Source organism: Paenirhizobium cremeum (genome assembly GCF_022884085.1).
GTDB lineage: Bacteria > Pseudomonadota > Alphaproteobacteria > Rhizobiales > Rhizobiaceae > Allorhizobium > Allorhizobium cremeum.
Genome location: NZ_JAGGCS010000001.1, coordinates 105,174 through 120,084, shown reverse-complemented (window position 1 = coordinate 120,084; position 14,911 = coordinate 105,174). Strand labels below are relative to the sequence as shown.

Genomic DNA, 14,911 nt, shown 5'->3' with positions numbered 1-14,911 from the left:
TCAATCCGGAACGGAGGTCTGCAGCGCAAGCGCATGCAGGACACCGCCCATATTGCCCTTCAGCGCGTCATAGACCATCTGGTGCTGCTGCACGCGGGACTTGCCGCGAAAGGCTTCCGCCACGACTTCGGCTGCGTAGTGATCGCCATCGCCCGCGAGATCGCGGATCACGACCTTGGCTCCCGGAATGCCCGCCCTGATCAGGTCTTCGATTTCTCCCGGTTTCATTGCCATGGTCGTTCTCCCTGCTTCCTGGAAGCGGCCGGTCAGGCCACTTCGCCATTCATGAAATCAGGGAACCACGATTCATGGGCGGAACGCAATTCCTCAATTGCCACCGCGCGGGCATTGCCCAGTACGACGTTGCTGCCGCCGGTGCGACCGATCCACGGGCAGAAGACGCCGGCGGCTTCGGCACGGACCATTGCCGCATCGACGTTCTTTTCTTCGACGGTGACGACATAGCGCCCCTGGTCCTCACCGTAGAAGACCGGGATCGGATCGGCGCCGTCGAGCGCGTTGATCGTCGCGCCGATGCCGGATGCAATCGCCATTTCCGCAATCGCAAGCGCCAGACCGCCGGACGAGCAGTCGTGCACGGCGGTCGCGAGACCATCCTGGATCAGGCCGCGGACGAAGTCGCCAACCTTCTTTTCATGGGCGAGGTCGACATACGGGGCCGGGCCGTCGGTGCGGCCGTGGATATCGCGCAGATAGACCGATTGTCCCAGGTGGGTGCCCCAGCCCGAGGGCGCGCCGGCGAGCAGGATTGCCTGACCCTGAGCCGCGAAGCGGATACGGGCCATCTTCGACCAGTCCTTCATCAGGCCGACGCCTGCAATCGTCGGGGTCGGCAGGATCGCCTGACCGTTGGTCTCGTTGTAGAGCGAGACGTTGCCGGAGACGATCGGGAAGTCGAGGGCCTTGCAGGCCTCGCCGATACCCTTGATGGCGAAGACCAGCTGGCCCATGATTTCAGGGCGCTCCGGATTGCCGAAGTTCAGGTTGTCGGTGGCAGCAAGCGGCAGCGCGCCCGTCGCGGTAATGTTGCGCCAGCATTCGGCGACGGCCTGCTTGCCGCCTTCGAACGGATCGGCCTCGACGTAACGCGGCGTGACGTCGGAAGAGAAGGCGAGCGCCTTGGTCGGGTGGGTGTCGACGCGGATCACGCCGGCGTCGCCGCCCGGAAGCTGTAGGGAATTGCCCTGGATCAGCGTGTCGTATTGTTCATAGACCCATCGACGCGAGGAGTTGTTGGCGGAGCCGACCAGTTTGACCAGCGCGTCGGCGACATCGGCCTGCGGCACGTCGTTTTCTGCGAGCGGGGCCGGCGCCTTCGGCTCGATCCACGGGCGGTCGTATTCCGGTGCCTGGTCGCCCAGCTCCTTGATCGGCAGGTTCGCGACTTCCTCGCCCTGGTGGATGACGCGGAAGCGAAGGTCGTCCGTCGTGTGGCCGACGATAGCGAAGTCGAGACCCCACTTGACGAAGATCGCCTTGGCGACGTCTTCCTTGGACGGTTCAAGAACCATGAGCATGCGCTCCTGGCTTTCCGACAGCATCATTTCGTAGGCCGTCATGCGCTCCTCGCGCACCGGCACCTTGTCGAGTTCGAGCTCGATGCCGAGGTCGCCCTTGGCGCCCATTTCAACGGCCGAACACGTCAGGCCGGCTGCGCCCATGTCCTGGATGGCGATGACGGCGCCTGTTGCCATCAGCTCGAGGCAGGCTTCCAGAAGGCACTTTTCGGTGAACGGGTCGCCAACCTGCACGGTCGGGCGCTTTTCTTCGATCGATTCGTCGAATTCCGCCGATGCCATGGTCGCGCCGCCAACGCCGTCGCGGCCCGTCTTGGCGCCGAGATAGACCACAGGCAGGCCGACGCCCTTGGCTTCGGAAAGGAAGATGCCATCGGACTTGGCAAGGCCGGCGGCGAAGGCGTTGACGAGGATGTTGCCGTTGTAGCGGGAGTCGAATTCGACTTCGCCGCCGACGGTCGGCACGCCGAAGGAATTGCCGTAACCGCCGACGCCGGCAACGACGCCGGCGACGAGATGACGGGTCTTCGGGTGGTCGGGCGCGCCGAAGCGAAGCGCGTTCATCGCGGCAACGGGGCGGGCGCCCATGGTGAAGACGTCGCGGAGAATGCCGCCGACGCCGGTCGCGGCACCCTGGTAAGGCTCGATATAGGACGGGTGGTTGTGGCTCTCCATCTTGAAGACCACGACGTCGCCATCATCGATATCGACGACACCGGCGTTTTCGCCGGGGCCCTGAATGACGCGTTCGCCCTTGGTGGGCAGCGTGCGGAGCCATTTCTTCGAGGACTTGTAGGAGCAGTGCTCGTTCCACATCGCCGAGAAGATGCCGAGTTCGGTGAAGGTCGGCTCGCGGCCGATGAGCTGCAGGATACGGTCGTACTCGTCCGGCTTGAGGCCATGGGCGGCTACGAGTTCGGGAGTGATTGCAATCGTGTTGGAGATCGTCATCGCTTGTCCTGAGGCTTGTCCTGGGGCTCGTCCTGCGCCGGCCGGCTGCGGGAAATCGGCGTTTCGGCGCCTCTTTAGCGCATGTAGGCCGACAGTGCGACAGGAAAATGCGCCTGACAACAGCCGGTTATGTCGCTTCCGGCGGGTGGCCGCTCAGGCCACGCTGTCGTAGCCTGCTCCGCCATTTTCAAGCAGCCTTCGCAGGACGGCAAAACCGCTTTGAACCTCGTCGCGGTCCTTCGGCGAGGAGAAGCCGATGCGGGCCTTGTGCAGGACCTTCTCCGAGCGGCCGGCCTTGAATTCATCCTCGTCGTCTATCAGCACGCCCTCTGCAAGTGCGGCATTCTTGAAGGTAACCGAGAGCCACGGGTCGGGAAGCGACAGCCAGAGAAAGGGAACGGCGGGGTTCGAGCGGAAATCGAAGCCGTGAAGAGCCCGGCGGGCGAGGGCTTCCCTTGCGGCAATCTCCTCGGCGCAGAGCGTTCGGATCGCTCTTGCGTCGCCGGACATTACCAGCCGGGCGCAAAGCTCCGCCAGCAGGAAGGGAATGCCGCCGGTTATCATCTTGTGGGCGATACGCACCCGCTGGGCGAAATGGGGAGGGCAGGCGACCCAGCCGCCGCGCACGCCGGCGGCCACGGATTTCGACAGGCCGCCGACCATGAACGTCCGGTCGGGCGCCAGCGCAGCAAGAGGGGGCAACTGCTGTTGCGACATCGAGCCGTAGAGGTCGTCCTCGATCAGCCAGACATTGTGCCGGCGCGCAATGTCGACCAGCGCCTTCCGCCGTTCGACCGGCATCGCGGCAAGGGTCGGGTTTTGCGCAGACGACATCATGAAGGCGATCTTCGGATGCTGCTGGGCGCAGACGCGCTCGAAATCCTCGGGCAACACGCCGTCCTCGTCGCTTTCCACCAGCGTCGTGCGGCGGCCGGCGAGCCCGGCGCTACGACTGACCTGGGAATAGGTGAGATGCTCGAAAACCACGCGCTCGCCGGGGGCCGTTACGGCGGTGATGACTGCCATGATGCCGGCATGGGCGCCAAGGGTCGGAACGATGTTCTGCGGATCCGGAGACCAGTCGCCCTTGCCGAGCCATCGGGCGCCCGCGGCAAACCAGTGTTCCGGAAAGCTTCGGGTGTAGCTGGCGATGTCGACCGGATGGTCGCGCAGGATCCCCTCGATGTGACTGCGCAGATACTCTCCCTGGCCGACATCCGGGGCCGCAGTGCTGTCGAAACGAATCTTGCCGGGTGGCGGTGCAATCGGACGCGTCCCGATCAGAGCTGCCGCGACGGGATCGAGGTCTCCGTTCGGTGACGTGTCGCGCATGTCGCGCACGAAGGTGCCGCGGCCGACCTCGCCCGTCACCAGCCCGCGTTCATGGACAAGCGCATAAGCGCGGCTGACGGTGCCGATGGTGATGCCGAGATCGAAGGCGAGGTTCCGCTGGGGCGGAAGCTTGGCGCCGGGGGGCAGCGCGCCGCCGGCAATCGAGGCCTCGATCTGGTCAGCGAGGCGGACATAGATCGGGCCTTTGCCCTGGGAAAGGTCGGGAAGCCAATTTGTCATCATGACAATTCAATATATTGTCCTCATTTTCGAGTCAATGATATCCATATTGCATCAATAAATAGAGACAATTTGGTGAGGAAATGACTGAGACGGCGCGATATATTGAGTCAATCGATACGATATGGCCGGATGGCTATGCCCGCGAGACCCTGTTCCGCTCGAGCGGTGACATGCTTTCGCCTGCGCGGCCGGAGGAAGGGTTCTGGTTGAGGCTGTTCCGAGCCGCATCCCACTGGCGCATGAGGCGCAGCGGCCGCCTCGCACTTCTGGAGCTGACCGACGACCAGTTGCTCGATATCGGCATAACGCGGATCGATGCCAAGCGCGAGGCGCGCAAGTCATGGCTGCTCATGCTGCCATGATGTCAATCGTCGCAACGGCCATTCCTGCACGCAGGACCGGCGTCGCTGACGAGATGGGAAACCTCAGAACCTGTAGGCGAGCATCAATCCGGCGTGGCTGATGCCGTCATTGACGTCGCAGAGGTCCGCATTCGACGAATGGTCGATGGTGGCGAGCACGTCGACCTTGTCGGTCACACGAAAGCCCGCGGCGGCGTATTCGTGAAACAGCACGCTGCAACCCAGTTTGGGGCCATCGGTGCCGTCATCGTCCAGGTCGCCATTGTGTACCGTGCCGCCGAAGCCAACATCGAGAAACAGGCGATCCGTCAGATCGACCTTCCAGTTAAACCCCGCAAAGGCCTGGCTGGCATTGCCGGCGCTGCTCACGGAAAGCCCCGCGTGGATCTGCGGCCGAAGCAGTTTTTCGCCCCAGGTTGCCGCATTGGCCGAATCCAGCGGATCGAAGTAGAGAATCACCGTCGGGAAGAAACCTGATTCGAAGGTGCTTTTCGCCTGGATCGAGGCCGTGGCGCCTGCCCGGACTTCTTTCAGCGACCAGTCCGCGGCAAAAGAGCTTTGGGAAAACAGCAGCATGCATGTCGCTGCAAGCAGCGGAACACGGAGACATTCGGAAAGTCTGCAGTCGGTCATGACAGGTATCCGTGTCGTTCGCAGGGATTGCGGGACGCTAGCATAAGCCGCGGCGCGCTGCGAAGCGGATTTCCTCACTCTGCGTTGAAATGTCCCCAGGCGTTGCTGAAAAGTCAGCAGTCCTTGCCGCCGCGGGCCCAGCGGTTGACGTCTGCGGTGATGCGGGCGCTGACCGGTTCGCCCATCATCGGGCCGAAGGCATCGAGGCGGGCCGGACGGCCTTCCGCCTGCACGACGAGCAGCGGGCGAATATCCCCGGAACCCTTGCGGACGAGAAGAATGCGTGGCTTGCCGGAGAAGGAATTGAGTTCCGGCGCCATGGTATAGGCCCTGAAGGCCGGATCGCCCGACTTGATCCAACAACGATTGGCGCCGACCGCGACCTTTTCCATTATATCGAGCGCGGACGGCCCATGGAACGCTGCCGGTTGCGGCTTCGACTGGCAGGAGGCAAGTGCGATAAGGGGAAGGGCGGCAAGAAGGAGGGCAGGGCGCATGCTGAATCGCTTTTCGTTCATCGGGCGCCCGCTCTCTATCACCCGACTGGTTAAGCAGCGATTACGTCGAGGGCGGAAGCAAAGATGCCGCGTCCGTCATTGCCGCCATGCGCCGCTTCGATCAGGTTTTCCGGATGCGGCATCATGCCGAGAACATTGCCCTTCTCGTTCATCACGCCGGCGATGTCGTTGATCGAGCCGTTCGGGTTGGTGCCTTCCGCATAGCGGAAGACGACCTGTCCGTTGCCTTCGATGGCCTTCAGGGTTTCAGCGTCCGCGAAGTAGTTGCCGTCGTGATGGGCAACGGGGCTGCGGATGATCTGACCCTTTGCATAGGCGCGGGTGAAGTCGGTGTCGGCGTTGACGACCTCGAGCTTGATTTCCCGGCACACGAATTTCAGCGAGGCGTTGCGCATCAGCGCACCCGGCAGCAGGCCCGCTTCCAGCAGGATCTGGAAGCCGTTGCAGACGCCGAGAACCTTGACACCCCGTTCTGCTGCAGCCTTCACCGCCTGCATGACCGGCATGCGTGCTGCGATCGCGCCGCAGCGCAGGTAATCGCCGTAGGAGAAGCCGCCGGGGATGACGATGAGATCGACATCCGGAAGCTCGGTTTCGGTCTGCCAGACGGTCACCGGCGCGTTGCCCGAAATCTTGGTGAGCGCCGCGATCATGTCGCGGTCGCGATTGAGGCCCGGAAGTTGCAGAACAGCAGATTTCATGGGTGTGGCTCAAGCCTTGCCTGTGCTTCCTGAAGCTCCCGCAGCTCCAGGCGGTTTTCGATACGATCGAGGCGGTCCCCGTTGCGGGCGAGAACGCTACAGATATTGCGAATGTCCCGATGCATCGGGATCATTGTCCCGCGCACTGCATTCAATTCGGCCTTGATCTCGGCCATCCCGTTGCCTTCGACCCTTAGGCGATGGCGATAGTGTAGTTCTCGATGACCGTATTTGCGAGGAGTTTCTCGCACATCGCCTTGAGATCGGCTTCGGCCTTTGTCTTATCGGTGCCTTCAAGCTCGAGGTCGAAGACCTTGCCCTGGCGGACATGGCCGACGCCGTCGAAACCGAGCGCGCCGAGCGCGCCTTCGATCGCCTTGCCCTGCGGGTCGAGGACGCCGTTCTTAAGGGTTACGGTCACGCGTGCCTTGATCACTCTCAATCTCCGTAGATTACTTCTTTGGCAGCTTACTTCACCAGCACCGGACCGGTGCCGCGCAGCGGCTCGTTTTCGTTGATGATGCCGAGGCGCTTGGCCACTTCCTGATAGGCTTCGAGCAGGCCGCCGAGATCCTGGCGGAACCGGTCCTTGTCGAGCTTTTCATGGGTCTCGATGTCCCACAGACGGCAGCTGTCCGGTGAGATTTCGTCGGCCAGAATGATGCGCATCATGTCGCCCTCGTAAAGGCGTCCGCACTCGATCTTGAAGTCGACGAGCTGGATGCCGATGCCGAGGAAGAGGCCGGACAGGAAGTCGTTGACACGGATGGCGAGCGCCATGATGTCATCGAGTTCGGCGGGATTGGCCCAGCCGAAGGCGGTGATGTGCTCTTCCGAGACCATCGGGTCGGCGAGCGCGTCGGACTTGTAGTAGAACTCGATGATCGAGCGCGGCAGGACAATGCCTTCCTCGATGCCGAGGCGCTTGGCGAGCGAGCCGGCGGCGACGTTGCGCACGACGATCTCGAGCGGGATCATCTCAACTTCCTTAATCAGCTGCTCGCGCATGTTGATGCGGCGGATAAAATGGGTGGGGATGCCGATCTTGTTCAGGTGGCTGAAGAGATATTCGGAAATGCGGTTGTTGAGGACGCCTTTTCCGTCGATGACTTCATGCTTCTTCTTGTTGAACGCCGTGGCGTCGTCCTTGAAAAACTGGATCAGCGTGCCGGGCTCCGGACCCTCGTAAAGGATCTTGGCCTTGCCTTCGTAAACACGGCGGCGACGGTTCATGGCTGGTTTTCTCTGCTGTTGGCGTCACACTGGGGACGCTGTGGAACGATTATTGAAGCGGTCCCATAAAGGAAAACCACGCTTTTCACAATGCGGCTGTTGTTACCTCCCCGGATTTCGTCCAAACCAAGGCAAGGCTCGGAGAATCAGCATTCGCTCCAAGTTTGCATTGCACTTTCTACAGCCTTTTGATTAATGGGGGAAACGAAGCCCCCGCATGGTGACGGCATACTCTTTGGGAGACACAGATGAGCGGTATGAGTGATCGCGAAAAGGCCTTTGAAAACAAGTTCGCGCATGACCAGGAACTTCGTTTCAAGGCTGAGGCACGGCGCAACAAGCTGATCGGGCTCTGGGCTGCCGGCCTGCTCGGCAAGACGGATGCCGACGCCTATGCCAAGGAAGTCGTTGCCGCTGACTTTGAAGAGGCTGGCGATGCGGACGTCATTCGCAAGCTGAAGGCCGATCTCACGGCAGGCGGCGTTTCGGTCACCGACGAGGAACTGCGCTCCAAGATGCTTGAATTCCTGGCCGAAGCCGTCGCTCAGGTCCAGGGCGAGTAAGGCTCGTCCGGGCGCGGTCCTCGGGTCGCGTTATCATATGCCGTCCGTTCACCGGAACGGGCGGCGCCAGGATTCACCGGCGATGAAATCGGCGGTCAATTCGAATGGCAGGGGGCGCGCCAGCCCGAAACCCTGTAGCACGTCGCAGCCGAGAGCGGCCAGTATCCGGACATGGTCCGGCGTCTCGACACCTTCCGCAGTTACTCCGATGTTCAGAGAACGGCCGATATCGATGATCGAGCCGACGAGCTTGCGCTGTTCGGTCGATTCCGGCACGTCGCGTACCAGTTCCCTATCGATCTTCAGCGATTTGGGATTGAGCCTCAGCAGGCTGACGATGGAGGCGTGACCCGTGCCGAAATCGTCGATCTCAATGTCGACGCCGAGTTTGCGGAGATGGTTCAGATTCTCCATGGCCTGGTCGTCGTATTCGTCGAGGAAGATCGATTCCAGCAGTTCGAAGGAAACGGTACCGGGTTCGAGGGTAAATGCGCTGAGCTTTTTCCTCAGAAGCGGGTCGTGCAGGCGGCGGGTTGAGACATTGACCGATATCTTGGGCACGGTCAGGCCGAGTGCGCGCCACCGCTCGAAGTCGGCAAGCGCTTTCTCCAGAATAAGGGCGTCGATATGGGGTACGGCGCCCAGTTCCTCAGCCACGGAGAGGAAGCGGTCGGGCGTCAAAATGCCGTGTTTCGGATGGTCCCAGCGCGCCAGAGCTTCTGCGCCGGCGATCGCAAGCGTCCGCGCGTCGAACTGGAACTGGTAGTGGGGAACGAACTCGTCGTTTTCCAATGCCCGGAGAATGTCGTCCGACAGCCTGCGGGTATTGACCATGTGCCGATGGCTGTCGCGGGAGAAGAATTCATGGCGGTTGCGGCCGCGATTCTTGGCATGGTAAAGCGCGATATCGGCATTCAGCAGCAACTGGCGGGCATTGATCTCCGGTCCGAGCGCGCAGGCGATCCCGATGCTGGCGCCGAAGCGGCATTCGTGACCTTCATACGAGACAGGCTTCCTGAGTTCCCCGATGATGCGGTCGGCGAGTTGGGCGAGCTTGCGCTGGGAACCTTCGAAACGCGCGAGAAAGACAAACTCGTCGCCGCCGATGCGGGCGACGAAATCTCCGACGCGCGTGTTGGCCTTCAGTACCTTCGCCGCATGTTTCAGCATCATGTCGCCGGCACTGTGGCCGAGGGTGTCGTTGATCTGCTTGAACCGGTCGAGATCGATATGCAGCACGGCAAGGCCGCTGCTGCGAGCGCCGGCGCTTTCGCCATAACGATCCAGCGTTTCGTCCAGATAACGCCGGTTCGGCAGATCGGTCAGGTAGTCGTGCAGCGCGATATGTTCGATGCGCGCCTTGGCCGCCTCAAGCTCCGCATTGCGGGCTTCCGTGAGGATCTTTGCCCGTTCCAGTTCGCGGTGGAGCGCGAGATCGGTGGTGACGTCCCAGTTGGCGCCGATCATCTTGCGGTGTCCGTCGGCATCGATGAATGGCAGGGTGCGCGAGCGAATATAGCGCGTTGAACCGTCCTTGAGGATTACACGGTATTCGTCGGAGAAAGGCAGGAGTTTTTCCACATGGTGTTCCACCTTGCTGAAAACGCGGGGAGCGTCTTCCGGGTGCAGCATGTTCTCCCAGATTCCGCCTATCTGCACATCCTGGTGACCCTCTATGCCGAAAAGGGTTCTCATGCCCTCGTCCCAATCGGCCGTCCCCTTGTCGAAGTCCGCCTCGAACACGCCAATGCGGGACACTTCCAGCGCAAGCTTGAGCCGGCGCGACATATGGGCGATCTTCTCCTCGGCCAGCTTGCGGCTGGTAATATCCACGTCGGTGCCGATAATGCGCAGCGGCTTGCCGTTCTCGTCCCTGCTTACGCAGGCACCCCGGCATTCGATCCACACCCAGTGACCGTCCTTGTGGCGCTCCCGATACTCGAAGGTCATGTAGTCGGCGTCGCCGGCATTCTGACGCTCGATACAGCGCATGGTCCGCTCGCGGTCGTCCGGATGCACGAGTTGCAGCCAATCCTTGGTGGTGGGCGGCAGAGGATCGTCTGGCCGCAGGCCGCGAATGGCGCGCCACTCCTCCGAATAATACCAGATGCCGAGATCGAGCCTGTGGTCCCACACGCCGGTCGATGAACTGACGAGCGCGTTGTTCCAGCGGCTTTCCCGGTCTGCAAGGTCCAGTTCCCGAACCTTCAGTTGGGTGATGTCGGCAAGCTGTACCAGCAGTCTCGGTGCCGCCAGTTGTCCATCCGCCGGTATTGTCGAGACATGGGGCGACATCCACAGCGGAAAGCCGTCATGGGTGATGAAGCGGACCTCGACGGGATCGGAACCTACTTTGCCGGAAAGGGCGGCAAGCTGTTGGACGGCGAGGATATTCCGATCCTCCTCCTGCAGATAATCGATCAGAAGAGCGCCGGATGGTTCCCCAGGTGGCAGCGGCAATGCGTCGAAACGATCGTTGGTCGCCAGAATGCGGCCGACCGGGTCGAGAACGACGCTTGGCATGGGCAGAATCGAAATAAGTTGGCGAAGGCCGCTGGCTTCGCTGGCGTCGGGATGACTGGCTTTGGTCGGGCTGGGATGCAAAGGCTATCCATCGACAACGTTCGGTGGTGCCGACGATAGCCGTCTTCGATTAAGATCCGCTTAAACCCGAAACGCCTCATTTATCATGGATGAGAGCATAATCTGCCGGGATATTACCGGGCTGGCGCGCTACGCCGTCCTGCCGACATCGGCCCGAAGCCGGCTCAGGAATTGCGCGAAGACCATGGTGCCCTCCGGCCAGGGGCCGTGGCCGGAATCGGAGTTGATATGCCCGGACTCCCCGGCATCGATCAGCAGCGATCCCCAGGCACCGGCTATATCGTCGGCATGCTCGAACGCACCGAAGGGATCGTTACGACTGGCGACGGTGATCGACGGAAAGGGCAACGGATCGCGCGGGTAGGGGCCGAAGGTCATCAGGTGCTTGGGACGAATGGCCGGATTGGCCACGTCCGGCGGCGCCACGAAGAAGGCGCCGGCCACCTTGTTGCCGATACGGGGAACGGCATGGACCGCCGTTGGCACGCCGAGCGAATGGGCGACAAGCACCACCGGCCGCGTGGACTTCTCGACTTCCTCAACGACGCGGGCGACCCAGTCTTCCCGAACGGGCTTCGACCACTCCGCCTGCTCGACACGCCTCGCTGTCGAGAGCTTCGCCTGCCAGCGGCTCTGCCAGTGGTCGGGACCGGAATTGGTGTAGCCGGGAATGATGAGGATGTCTGCGTCGGAAGCTTTCATGGGCCTTATCTGCTTATTGGGCAGGCTTTCGTCAAGGATATCTGCGCGGGGCACCCGACAAAACCGGCCAACGCGCATCTCTGAAAACAGACAATCCGGCCCGCGTCGTCACGGACCGGATCGTTCTTCGATGGCGATGATATCAGCCGAAGACGCGCTTGAAGATCGTGTCGACGTGCTTGGTGTGGTAGCCGAGGTCGAACTTCTCGCGAATATCTTCTTCGGACAGGGCCGCGCGAACTTCCTGGTCAGCGAGCAATTCCTCGAGGAAATCCTTGCCCTGTTCCCAGACCTTCATGGCGTTTCTCTGGACGAGGCGATAGGCGTCCTCGCGGCTGACGCCGGCCTGGGTGAGGGCGAGAAGAACGCGCTGGCTCATCACGAGGCCACGGAACTTGTTCATGTTCTTCAGCATGTTCTCGGGATAGATCACCAGTTTCTCGATGACGCCGGCGAGACGGTTCAGCGCGAAGTCGAGGGTGATCGTGGTATCCGGGCCGATGGCGCGCTCGACGCTCGAATGGCTGATGTCACGTTCGTGCCAGAGAGCCACGTTTTCCATGGCCGGGACGACGGACATGCGCACCAGACGGGCGAGGCCGGTCAGGTTTTCGGTCAGCACGGGGTTGCGCTTGTGCGGCATGGCGGACGAACCCTTCTGGCCCGGCGAGAAGAATTCTTCCGCTTCCAGAACCTCGGTGCGCTGCATGTGGCGGATTTCGATCGCGACGTTTTCGATCGAGGACGCGATCACGCCGAGGGTGGCGAAGAACATGGCGTGACGGTCACGCGGGATGACCTGCGTCGAGACCGGTTCGGGAACGAGGCCGAGCTTTTCGCAGACATGCTCCTCGACGCGCGGGTCGATATTGGCAAAGGTACCGACGGCGCCGGAGATGGCGCCGGTCGCCACTTCCGCCCGCGCGGCGACGAGACGGGCGCGGTTGCGGGTCATTTCGGCGTAGAAGCGGGCAAAGGTGAGGCCCATGGTCGTCGGTTCGGCGTGGATGCCGTGGCTGCGGCCGATGCGCACAGTGTCCTTGTGCTCGAAGGCGCGGGCCTTGAGGGCTGCGAGCACGCGGTCCATGTCGGCGAGCAGGATGTCGGCGGCGCGCACGAGCTGGATGTTCAGCGTGGTGTCGAGCACGTCGGAAGAGGTCATGCCCTGATGCACGAAACGGCTGTCGGGGCCGATGAACTCGGCAAGATGGGTGAGGAAGGCGATGACGTCATGCTTCGTGACGGCCTCGATCTCGTCGATGCGGGCGACGTCGAATTCGGCGGCTCCGCCTTTTTCCCAGATGGTCCGCGCGGCTTCCTTCGGTATCACGCCCAGATCGGCCAGCGCGTCGCAGGCATGGGCCTCGATCTCGAACCAGATACGAAACTTGGTTTCGGGAGACCAGATGGCGACCATTTCGGGCCGGGAATAACGCGGGATCATGGGCTTTTCTTTCCTTGGACTGGCGATGGCGCGGATTGGAGCGCCTGGTCAAACACCGGAAGGGCGGGCTGGCCGGGGCTTTGTCAGGCGCTCTTAGCAAAGAAGACCGGCAAGCTCAACGGTTGCGGCGCGCAAGCCAGAGGCTTGCCGCAACGAGCAGTGCGACGCCCAAGGGAAAGTAATGGCGGCTGCCGAGGGCCGTGAACTGGTAGACGGCGGAAGCCGACGTGAAGACGAACTGGAACGCCCATATGACCGTGCCGAAAGGGGCGTGCCACTGGGCGTAGAACATCCGGTATTGCAGCGCAAAGAGGAGGGCGGTCGCGCCCATCGTCCCGCAGGAAAGGAAGAGGAAGGCCGCCGCGAAACGCGTTTCGGGGCGCCGGCGGAAGCTGAAGAAGCGAATGAGGGGCAAGGCGAGAAGCCAGCCGAGAGCGCCTCCTGCAAAGTAGATACCGAAGAGCGCCGGCGCGTGCCCGCTTGCCGGTCGCCCGATACCGTAGAGCGAGACCGCTAACGTCGCCGCCATGAGCGCGCCCCAGACCAGCGCCCCGGCAAACCAGAACGAGGCCGGGGGACGGGCAGCGGCAAGGCGCGCGCGTATTGGCATCTGGGGCTTGGTGAGGCCGGTTTCCATCATCAGGGGCGGGCAGGGACGGCGATCCAGCGCCCGTTATTGCCCTCATAGCCGAGGCTGAGGACATTGATAAGCGCCACGTGGACGGGAGCGCCCGCCGGCGGCGCATAGGTGACGACGCCGCCCAGGCGGTAGTCGACGGTGCATTGGCGGCTTTCGGGAATATCGGTGCTGTCCTCGTGCACAATCTCGTCGACCGGTTCGCCGTTCTTCTCGCTGAACTTCAGCCGGAAGGCCTTGAGCGCATCCACGAGATCCACGCAGTAGTGGGTCGGTGTCGCGAAGAATTCTTCGATCTTCAGGGTATATGGCTTGCCGAAGGCGGGGTCGGCGGGATGCTGGAAATAGCGAAGTTCGTCCTTCGCGGCATCGACCTCGCTGATCGGGTTGAAGGCCACGAGTTCACCGGGCTGGTCGAGAAGTCCATGTTCCGACAAGAGCGGTGCGGCCTTTTCCATCGCCTCGCGCCGGACAGTTGCGATGCTTGCCGTGTCGCGTTTCACGCCTATGCGGATCGGCGTGCCCGGCAGGAACGCGTCTTTCACGGTATCGATGAAGAAAATGGACGAGTAGGCCAGGCCCGAACTGTCGCTGATACCGTATTCCTCGAAGGCATAGACGCCTCCGTCTTCGGAAAAGCCGAGCGACTGGAACGTGGAGAACTCGGCCGCCATGGCCGGCAGTGCGACGAATGCCGCCGCGAGCCCTGCCAGCCATGTCCTGCAATCACTCAACGGCGTCCCTCTTCCGCAGCCTTGCGCAGAGTGTCGACTGTCTTGCGATAGTCGTCAACGCCCTGGCCCTTGTAGATGGCGGAACCGGCGACGAGGACATTGGCGCCCGCCGACGTTACGAGCGCTGCGTTTTCCGCGGTCACGCCGCCATCGACCTCGAGATCGATCGGGCGGTTACCTATCATCAGGTTGGCCTTGGCGAGCTTCTCGGTCATGGCGGGAATGAACTTCTGGCCGCCAAAGCCGGGGTTGACGCTCATGATGAGCAGGAGGTCGAGGTCGTCGAGAACATGTTCGATCGCGGAGAGCGGCGTTGCGGGGTTCAGCGAGACGCCCGCCTTCTTGCCGAGCGAGCGGATCTTCTGCAGCGAACGATGCAGGTGCGGGCCGGCCTCGGCGTGGACGGTGATGACGTCGCAGCCGGCATCGGCGAAGGCGTCGAGATAGGGATCGGCGGGCGATATCATCAGATGGCAGTCGAACACCGCCTTGGTGAAGGGGCGCAGTGCCTTGATGACGGCGGGGCCGTAGGAAATGTTGGGCACGAAATGGCCGTCCATGACGTCGAGATGGATCCAGTCTGCGCCGGCTTCGATCACGTCGGCCACTTCATCGCCGAGCCGGGCGAAATTGGCGGCGAGGATCGAAGGGGCGATCTTGAGGGGGCGTGTCATGGCGGATGCTCCGGAATTGCTGACTTTTCGGCCTGCCCATAG

At 62.2% G+C, this 14,911-nt stretch carries 17 protein-coding genes; 2 read left to right on the top strand and 15 right to left on the bottom strand.

All coding sequences use genetic code 11. The annotated features are described in order from the left end of the window. The 3 genes from J5N58_RS00595 to J5N58_RS00585 form a co-directional block, all read right to left on the bottom strand. Entirely contained in the window at positions 1–234 is a 234-nt protein-coding gene (locus J5N58_RS00595) for a BolA/IbaG family iron-sulfur metabolism protein (RefSeq protein ID WP_112828193.1), read from the bottom strand. A 32-nt stretch (positions 235–266) separates the two neighbouring features. After that, a complete protein-coding gene (purL, locus tag J5N58_RS00590) occupies positions 267–2,489 on the bottom strand; it encodes a phosphoribosylformylglycinamidine synthase subunit PurL (RefSeq protein WP_244709131.1) in 2,223 nt (740 codons plus the stop codon). 153 nt (positions 2,490–2,642) lie between these two features. Next, the gene (locus J5N58_RS00585; protein WP_244709649.1) at positions 2,643–4,061 is read right to left on the bottom strand and encodes an aminotransferase-like domain-containing protein; all 1,419 of its coding nucleotides are present in this window, start codon (positions 4,059–4,061) and stop codon (positions 2,643–2,645) included. Between the two features lie 83 nt (positions 4,062–4,144). On the opposite strand from J5N58_RS00585, the gene J5N58_RS00580 reads away from it, so the two are divergent. Next, positions 4,145–4,426 carry a DUF1127 domain-containing protein gene (locus tag J5N58_RS00580; RefSeq protein ID WP_113437612.1) on the top strand — a complete coding sequence of 94 codons (282 nt, stop codon included), beginning with the start codon at positions 4,145–4,147 and terminating at the stop codon, positions 4,424–4,426. A gap of 63 nt (positions 4,427–4,489) precedes the next feature. Here J5N58_RS00580 and J5N58_RS00575 read toward each other — a convergent pair whose 3' ends face one another. The 6 genes from J5N58_RS00575 to purC all read right to left on the bottom strand — a co-directional run bounded on the left by J5N58_RS00575 (position 4,490) and on the right by purC (position 7,511). Further along, entirely contained in the window at positions 4,490–5,059 is a 570-nt protein-coding gene (locus J5N58_RS00575; RefSeq protein ID WP_244709128.1) for an acyloxyacyl hydrolase, read from the bottom strand. A 113-nt stretch (positions 5,060–5,172) separates the two neighbouring features. Next, entirely contained in the window at positions 5,173–5,556 is a 384-nt protein-coding gene (locus J5N58_RS00570; RefSeq protein WP_113467543.1) for a hypothetical protein, read from the bottom strand. A gap of 50 nt (positions 5,557–5,606) precedes the next feature. Further along, complete coding sequence (gene purQ, locus J5N58_RS00565; protein WP_112828195.1) at positions 5,607–6,278, bottom strand: phosphoribosylformylglycinamidine synthase subunit PurQ; 672 nt, start codon at positions 6,276–6,278, stop codon at positions 5,607–5,609. Further along, complete coding sequence (locus J5N58_RS00560; protein WP_244709126.1) at positions 6,275–6,454, bottom strand: hypothetical protein; 180 nt, start codon at positions 6,452–6,454, stop codon at positions 6,275–6,277. Before J5N58_RS00560 ends, purQ begins: the two co-directional genes overlap by 4 nt. A 17-nt stretch (positions 6,455–6,471) precedes the next feature. Then, positions 6,472–6,714, bottom strand: a complete 243-nt coding sequence (gene purS / locus J5N58_RS00555) for a phosphoribosylformylglycinamidine synthase subunit PurS (protein WP_112828197.1) — start codon at positions 6,712–6,714, stop codon at positions 6,472–6,474. Between the two features lie 32 nt (positions 6,715–6,746). Next, positions 6,747–7,511 carry a phosphoribosylaminoimidazolesuccinocarboxamide synthase gene (gene purC / locus J5N58_RS00550; protein WP_112828198.1) on the bottom strand — a complete coding sequence of 255 codons (765 nt, stop codon included), beginning with the start codon at positions 7,509–7,511 and terminating at the stop codon, positions 6,747–6,749. Between the two features lie 248 nt (positions 7,512–7,759). Here purC and J5N58_RS00545 point away from each other — a divergent pair, with 248 nt between their 5' ends. Next, positions 7,760–8,074 (top strand): DUF1476 domain-containing protein, encoded by a 315-nt coding sequence (locus tag J5N58_RS00545; protein ID WP_112828199.1) that lies wholly within the window; start codon positions 7,760–7,762, stop codon positions 8,072–8,074. Positions 8,075–8,122: 48 nt separating this feature from the next. Here J5N58_RS00545 and J5N58_RS00540 read toward each other — a convergent pair whose 3' ends face one another. From J5N58_RS00540 to rpe, 6 genes are all read right to left on the bottom strand, one after another. After that, positions 8,123–10,597, bottom strand: a complete 2,475-nt coding sequence (locus J5N58_RS00540) for a sensor domain-containing protein (protein ID WP_244709123.1) — start codon at positions 10,595–10,597, stop codon at positions 8,123–8,125. A gap of 210 nt (positions 10,598–10,807) precedes the next feature. Continuing rightward, positions 10,808–11,380 carry an RBBP9/YdeN family alpha/beta hydrolase gene (locus J5N58_RS00535; RefSeq protein WP_112828200.1) on the bottom strand — a complete coding sequence of 191 codons (573 nt, stop codon included), beginning with the start codon at positions 11,378–11,380 and terminating at the stop codon, positions 10,808–10,810. 142 nt (positions 11,381–11,522) lie between these two features. Further along, positions 11,523–12,824 carry an adenylosuccinate lyase gene (gene purB, locus J5N58_RS00530; protein WP_113424871.1) on the bottom strand — a complete coding sequence of 434 codons (1,302 nt, stop codon included), beginning with the start codon at positions 12,822–12,824 and terminating at the stop codon, positions 11,523–11,525. Positions 12,825–12,939: 115 nt separating this feature from the next. Beyond that, positions 12,940–13,464, bottom strand: coding sequence for a hypothetical protein (locus J5N58_RS00525; protein ID WP_244709121.1), 525 nt, complete (start codon positions 13,462–13,464; stop codon positions 12,940–12,942). After that, positions 13,464–14,195 carry a DUF2259 domain-containing protein gene (locus J5N58_RS00520; protein WP_244709119.1) on the bottom strand — a complete coding sequence of 244 codons (732 nt, stop codon included), beginning with the start codon at positions 14,193–14,195 and terminating at the stop codon, positions 13,464–13,466. The genes J5N58_RS00525 and J5N58_RS00520 overlap by 1 nt, the downstream gene beginning before the upstream one ends. Further along, complete coding sequence (gene rpe, locus J5N58_RS00515; protein WP_113424870.1) at positions 14,192–14,869, bottom strand: ribulose-phosphate 3-epimerase; 678 nt, start codon at positions 14,867–14,869, stop codon at positions 14,192–14,194. Before rpe ends, J5N58_RS00520 begins: the two co-directional genes overlap by 4 nt. Positions 14,870–14,911 lie beyond the last annotated feature (42 nt).

What these genes read in the sequence shown, in the direction of transcription:
- J5N58_RS00570 (WP_113467543.1), bottom strand. Translation starts at nt 5,556, where the DNA reads ATGCGCCCTGCCCTCCTTCTTGCCGCCCTTCCCCTTATCGCACTTGCC.
- purB (WP_113424871.1), bottom strand. Translation starts at nt 12,824, where the DNA reads ATGATCCCGCGTTATTCCCGGCCCGAAATGGTCGCCATCTGGTCTCCC.
- J5N58_RS00540 (WP_244709123.1), bottom strand. Translation starts at nt 10,597, where the DNA reads ATGCCAAGCGTCGTTCTCGACCCGGTCGGCCGCATTCTGGCGACCAAC.
- J5N58_RS00575 (WP_244709128.1), bottom strand. Translation starts at nt 5,059, where the DNA reads ATGACCGACTGCAGACTTTCCGAATGTCTCCGTGTTCCGCTGCTTGCA.
- purQ (WP_112828195.1), bottom strand. Translation starts at nt 6,278, where the DNA reads ATGAAATCTGCTGTTCTGCAACTTCCGGGCCTCAATCGCGACCGCGAC.
- J5N58_RS00525 (WP_244709121.1), bottom strand. Translation starts at nt 13,464, where the DNA reads ATGATGGAAACCGGCCTCACCAAGCCCCAGATGCCAATACGCGCGCGC.
- J5N58_RS00595 (WP_112828193.1), bottom strand. Translation starts at nt 234, where the DNA reads ATGGCAATGAAACCGGGAGAAATCGAAGACCTGATCAGGGCGGGCATT.
- J5N58_RS00580 (WP_113437612.1), top strand. Translation starts at nt 4,145, where the DNA reads ATGACTGAGACGGCGCGATATATTGAGTCAATCGATACGATATGGCCG.
- J5N58_RS00560 (WP_244709126.1), bottom strand. Translation starts at nt 6,454, where the DNA reads ATGGCCGAGATCAAGGCCGAATTGAATGCAGTGCGCGGGACAATGATC.
- rpe (WP_113424870.1), bottom strand. Translation starts at nt 14,869, where the DNA reads ATGACACGCCCCCTCAAGATCGCCCCTTCGATCCTCGCCGCCAATTTC.
- J5N58_RS00545 (WP_112828199.1), top strand. Translation starts at nt 7,760, where the DNA reads ATGAGCGGTATGAGTGATCGCGAAAAGGCCTTTGAAAACAAGTTCGCG.
- J5N58_RS00535 (WP_112828200.1), bottom strand. Translation starts at nt 11,380, where the DNA reads ATGAAAGCTTCCGACGCAGACATCCTCATCATTCCCGGCTACACCAAT.
- purL (WP_244709131.1), bottom strand. Translation starts at nt 2,489, where the DNA reads ATGACGATCTCCAACACGATTGCAATCACTCCCGAACTCGTAGCCGCC.
- purC (WP_112828198.1), bottom strand. Translation starts at nt 7,511, where the DNA reads ATGAACCGTCGCCGCCGTGTTTACGAAGGCAAGGCCAAGATCCTTTAC.
- J5N58_RS00585 (WP_244709649.1), bottom strand. Translation starts at nt 4,061, where the DNA reads ATGACAAATTGGCTTCCCGACCTTTCCCAGGGCAAAGGCCCGATCTAT.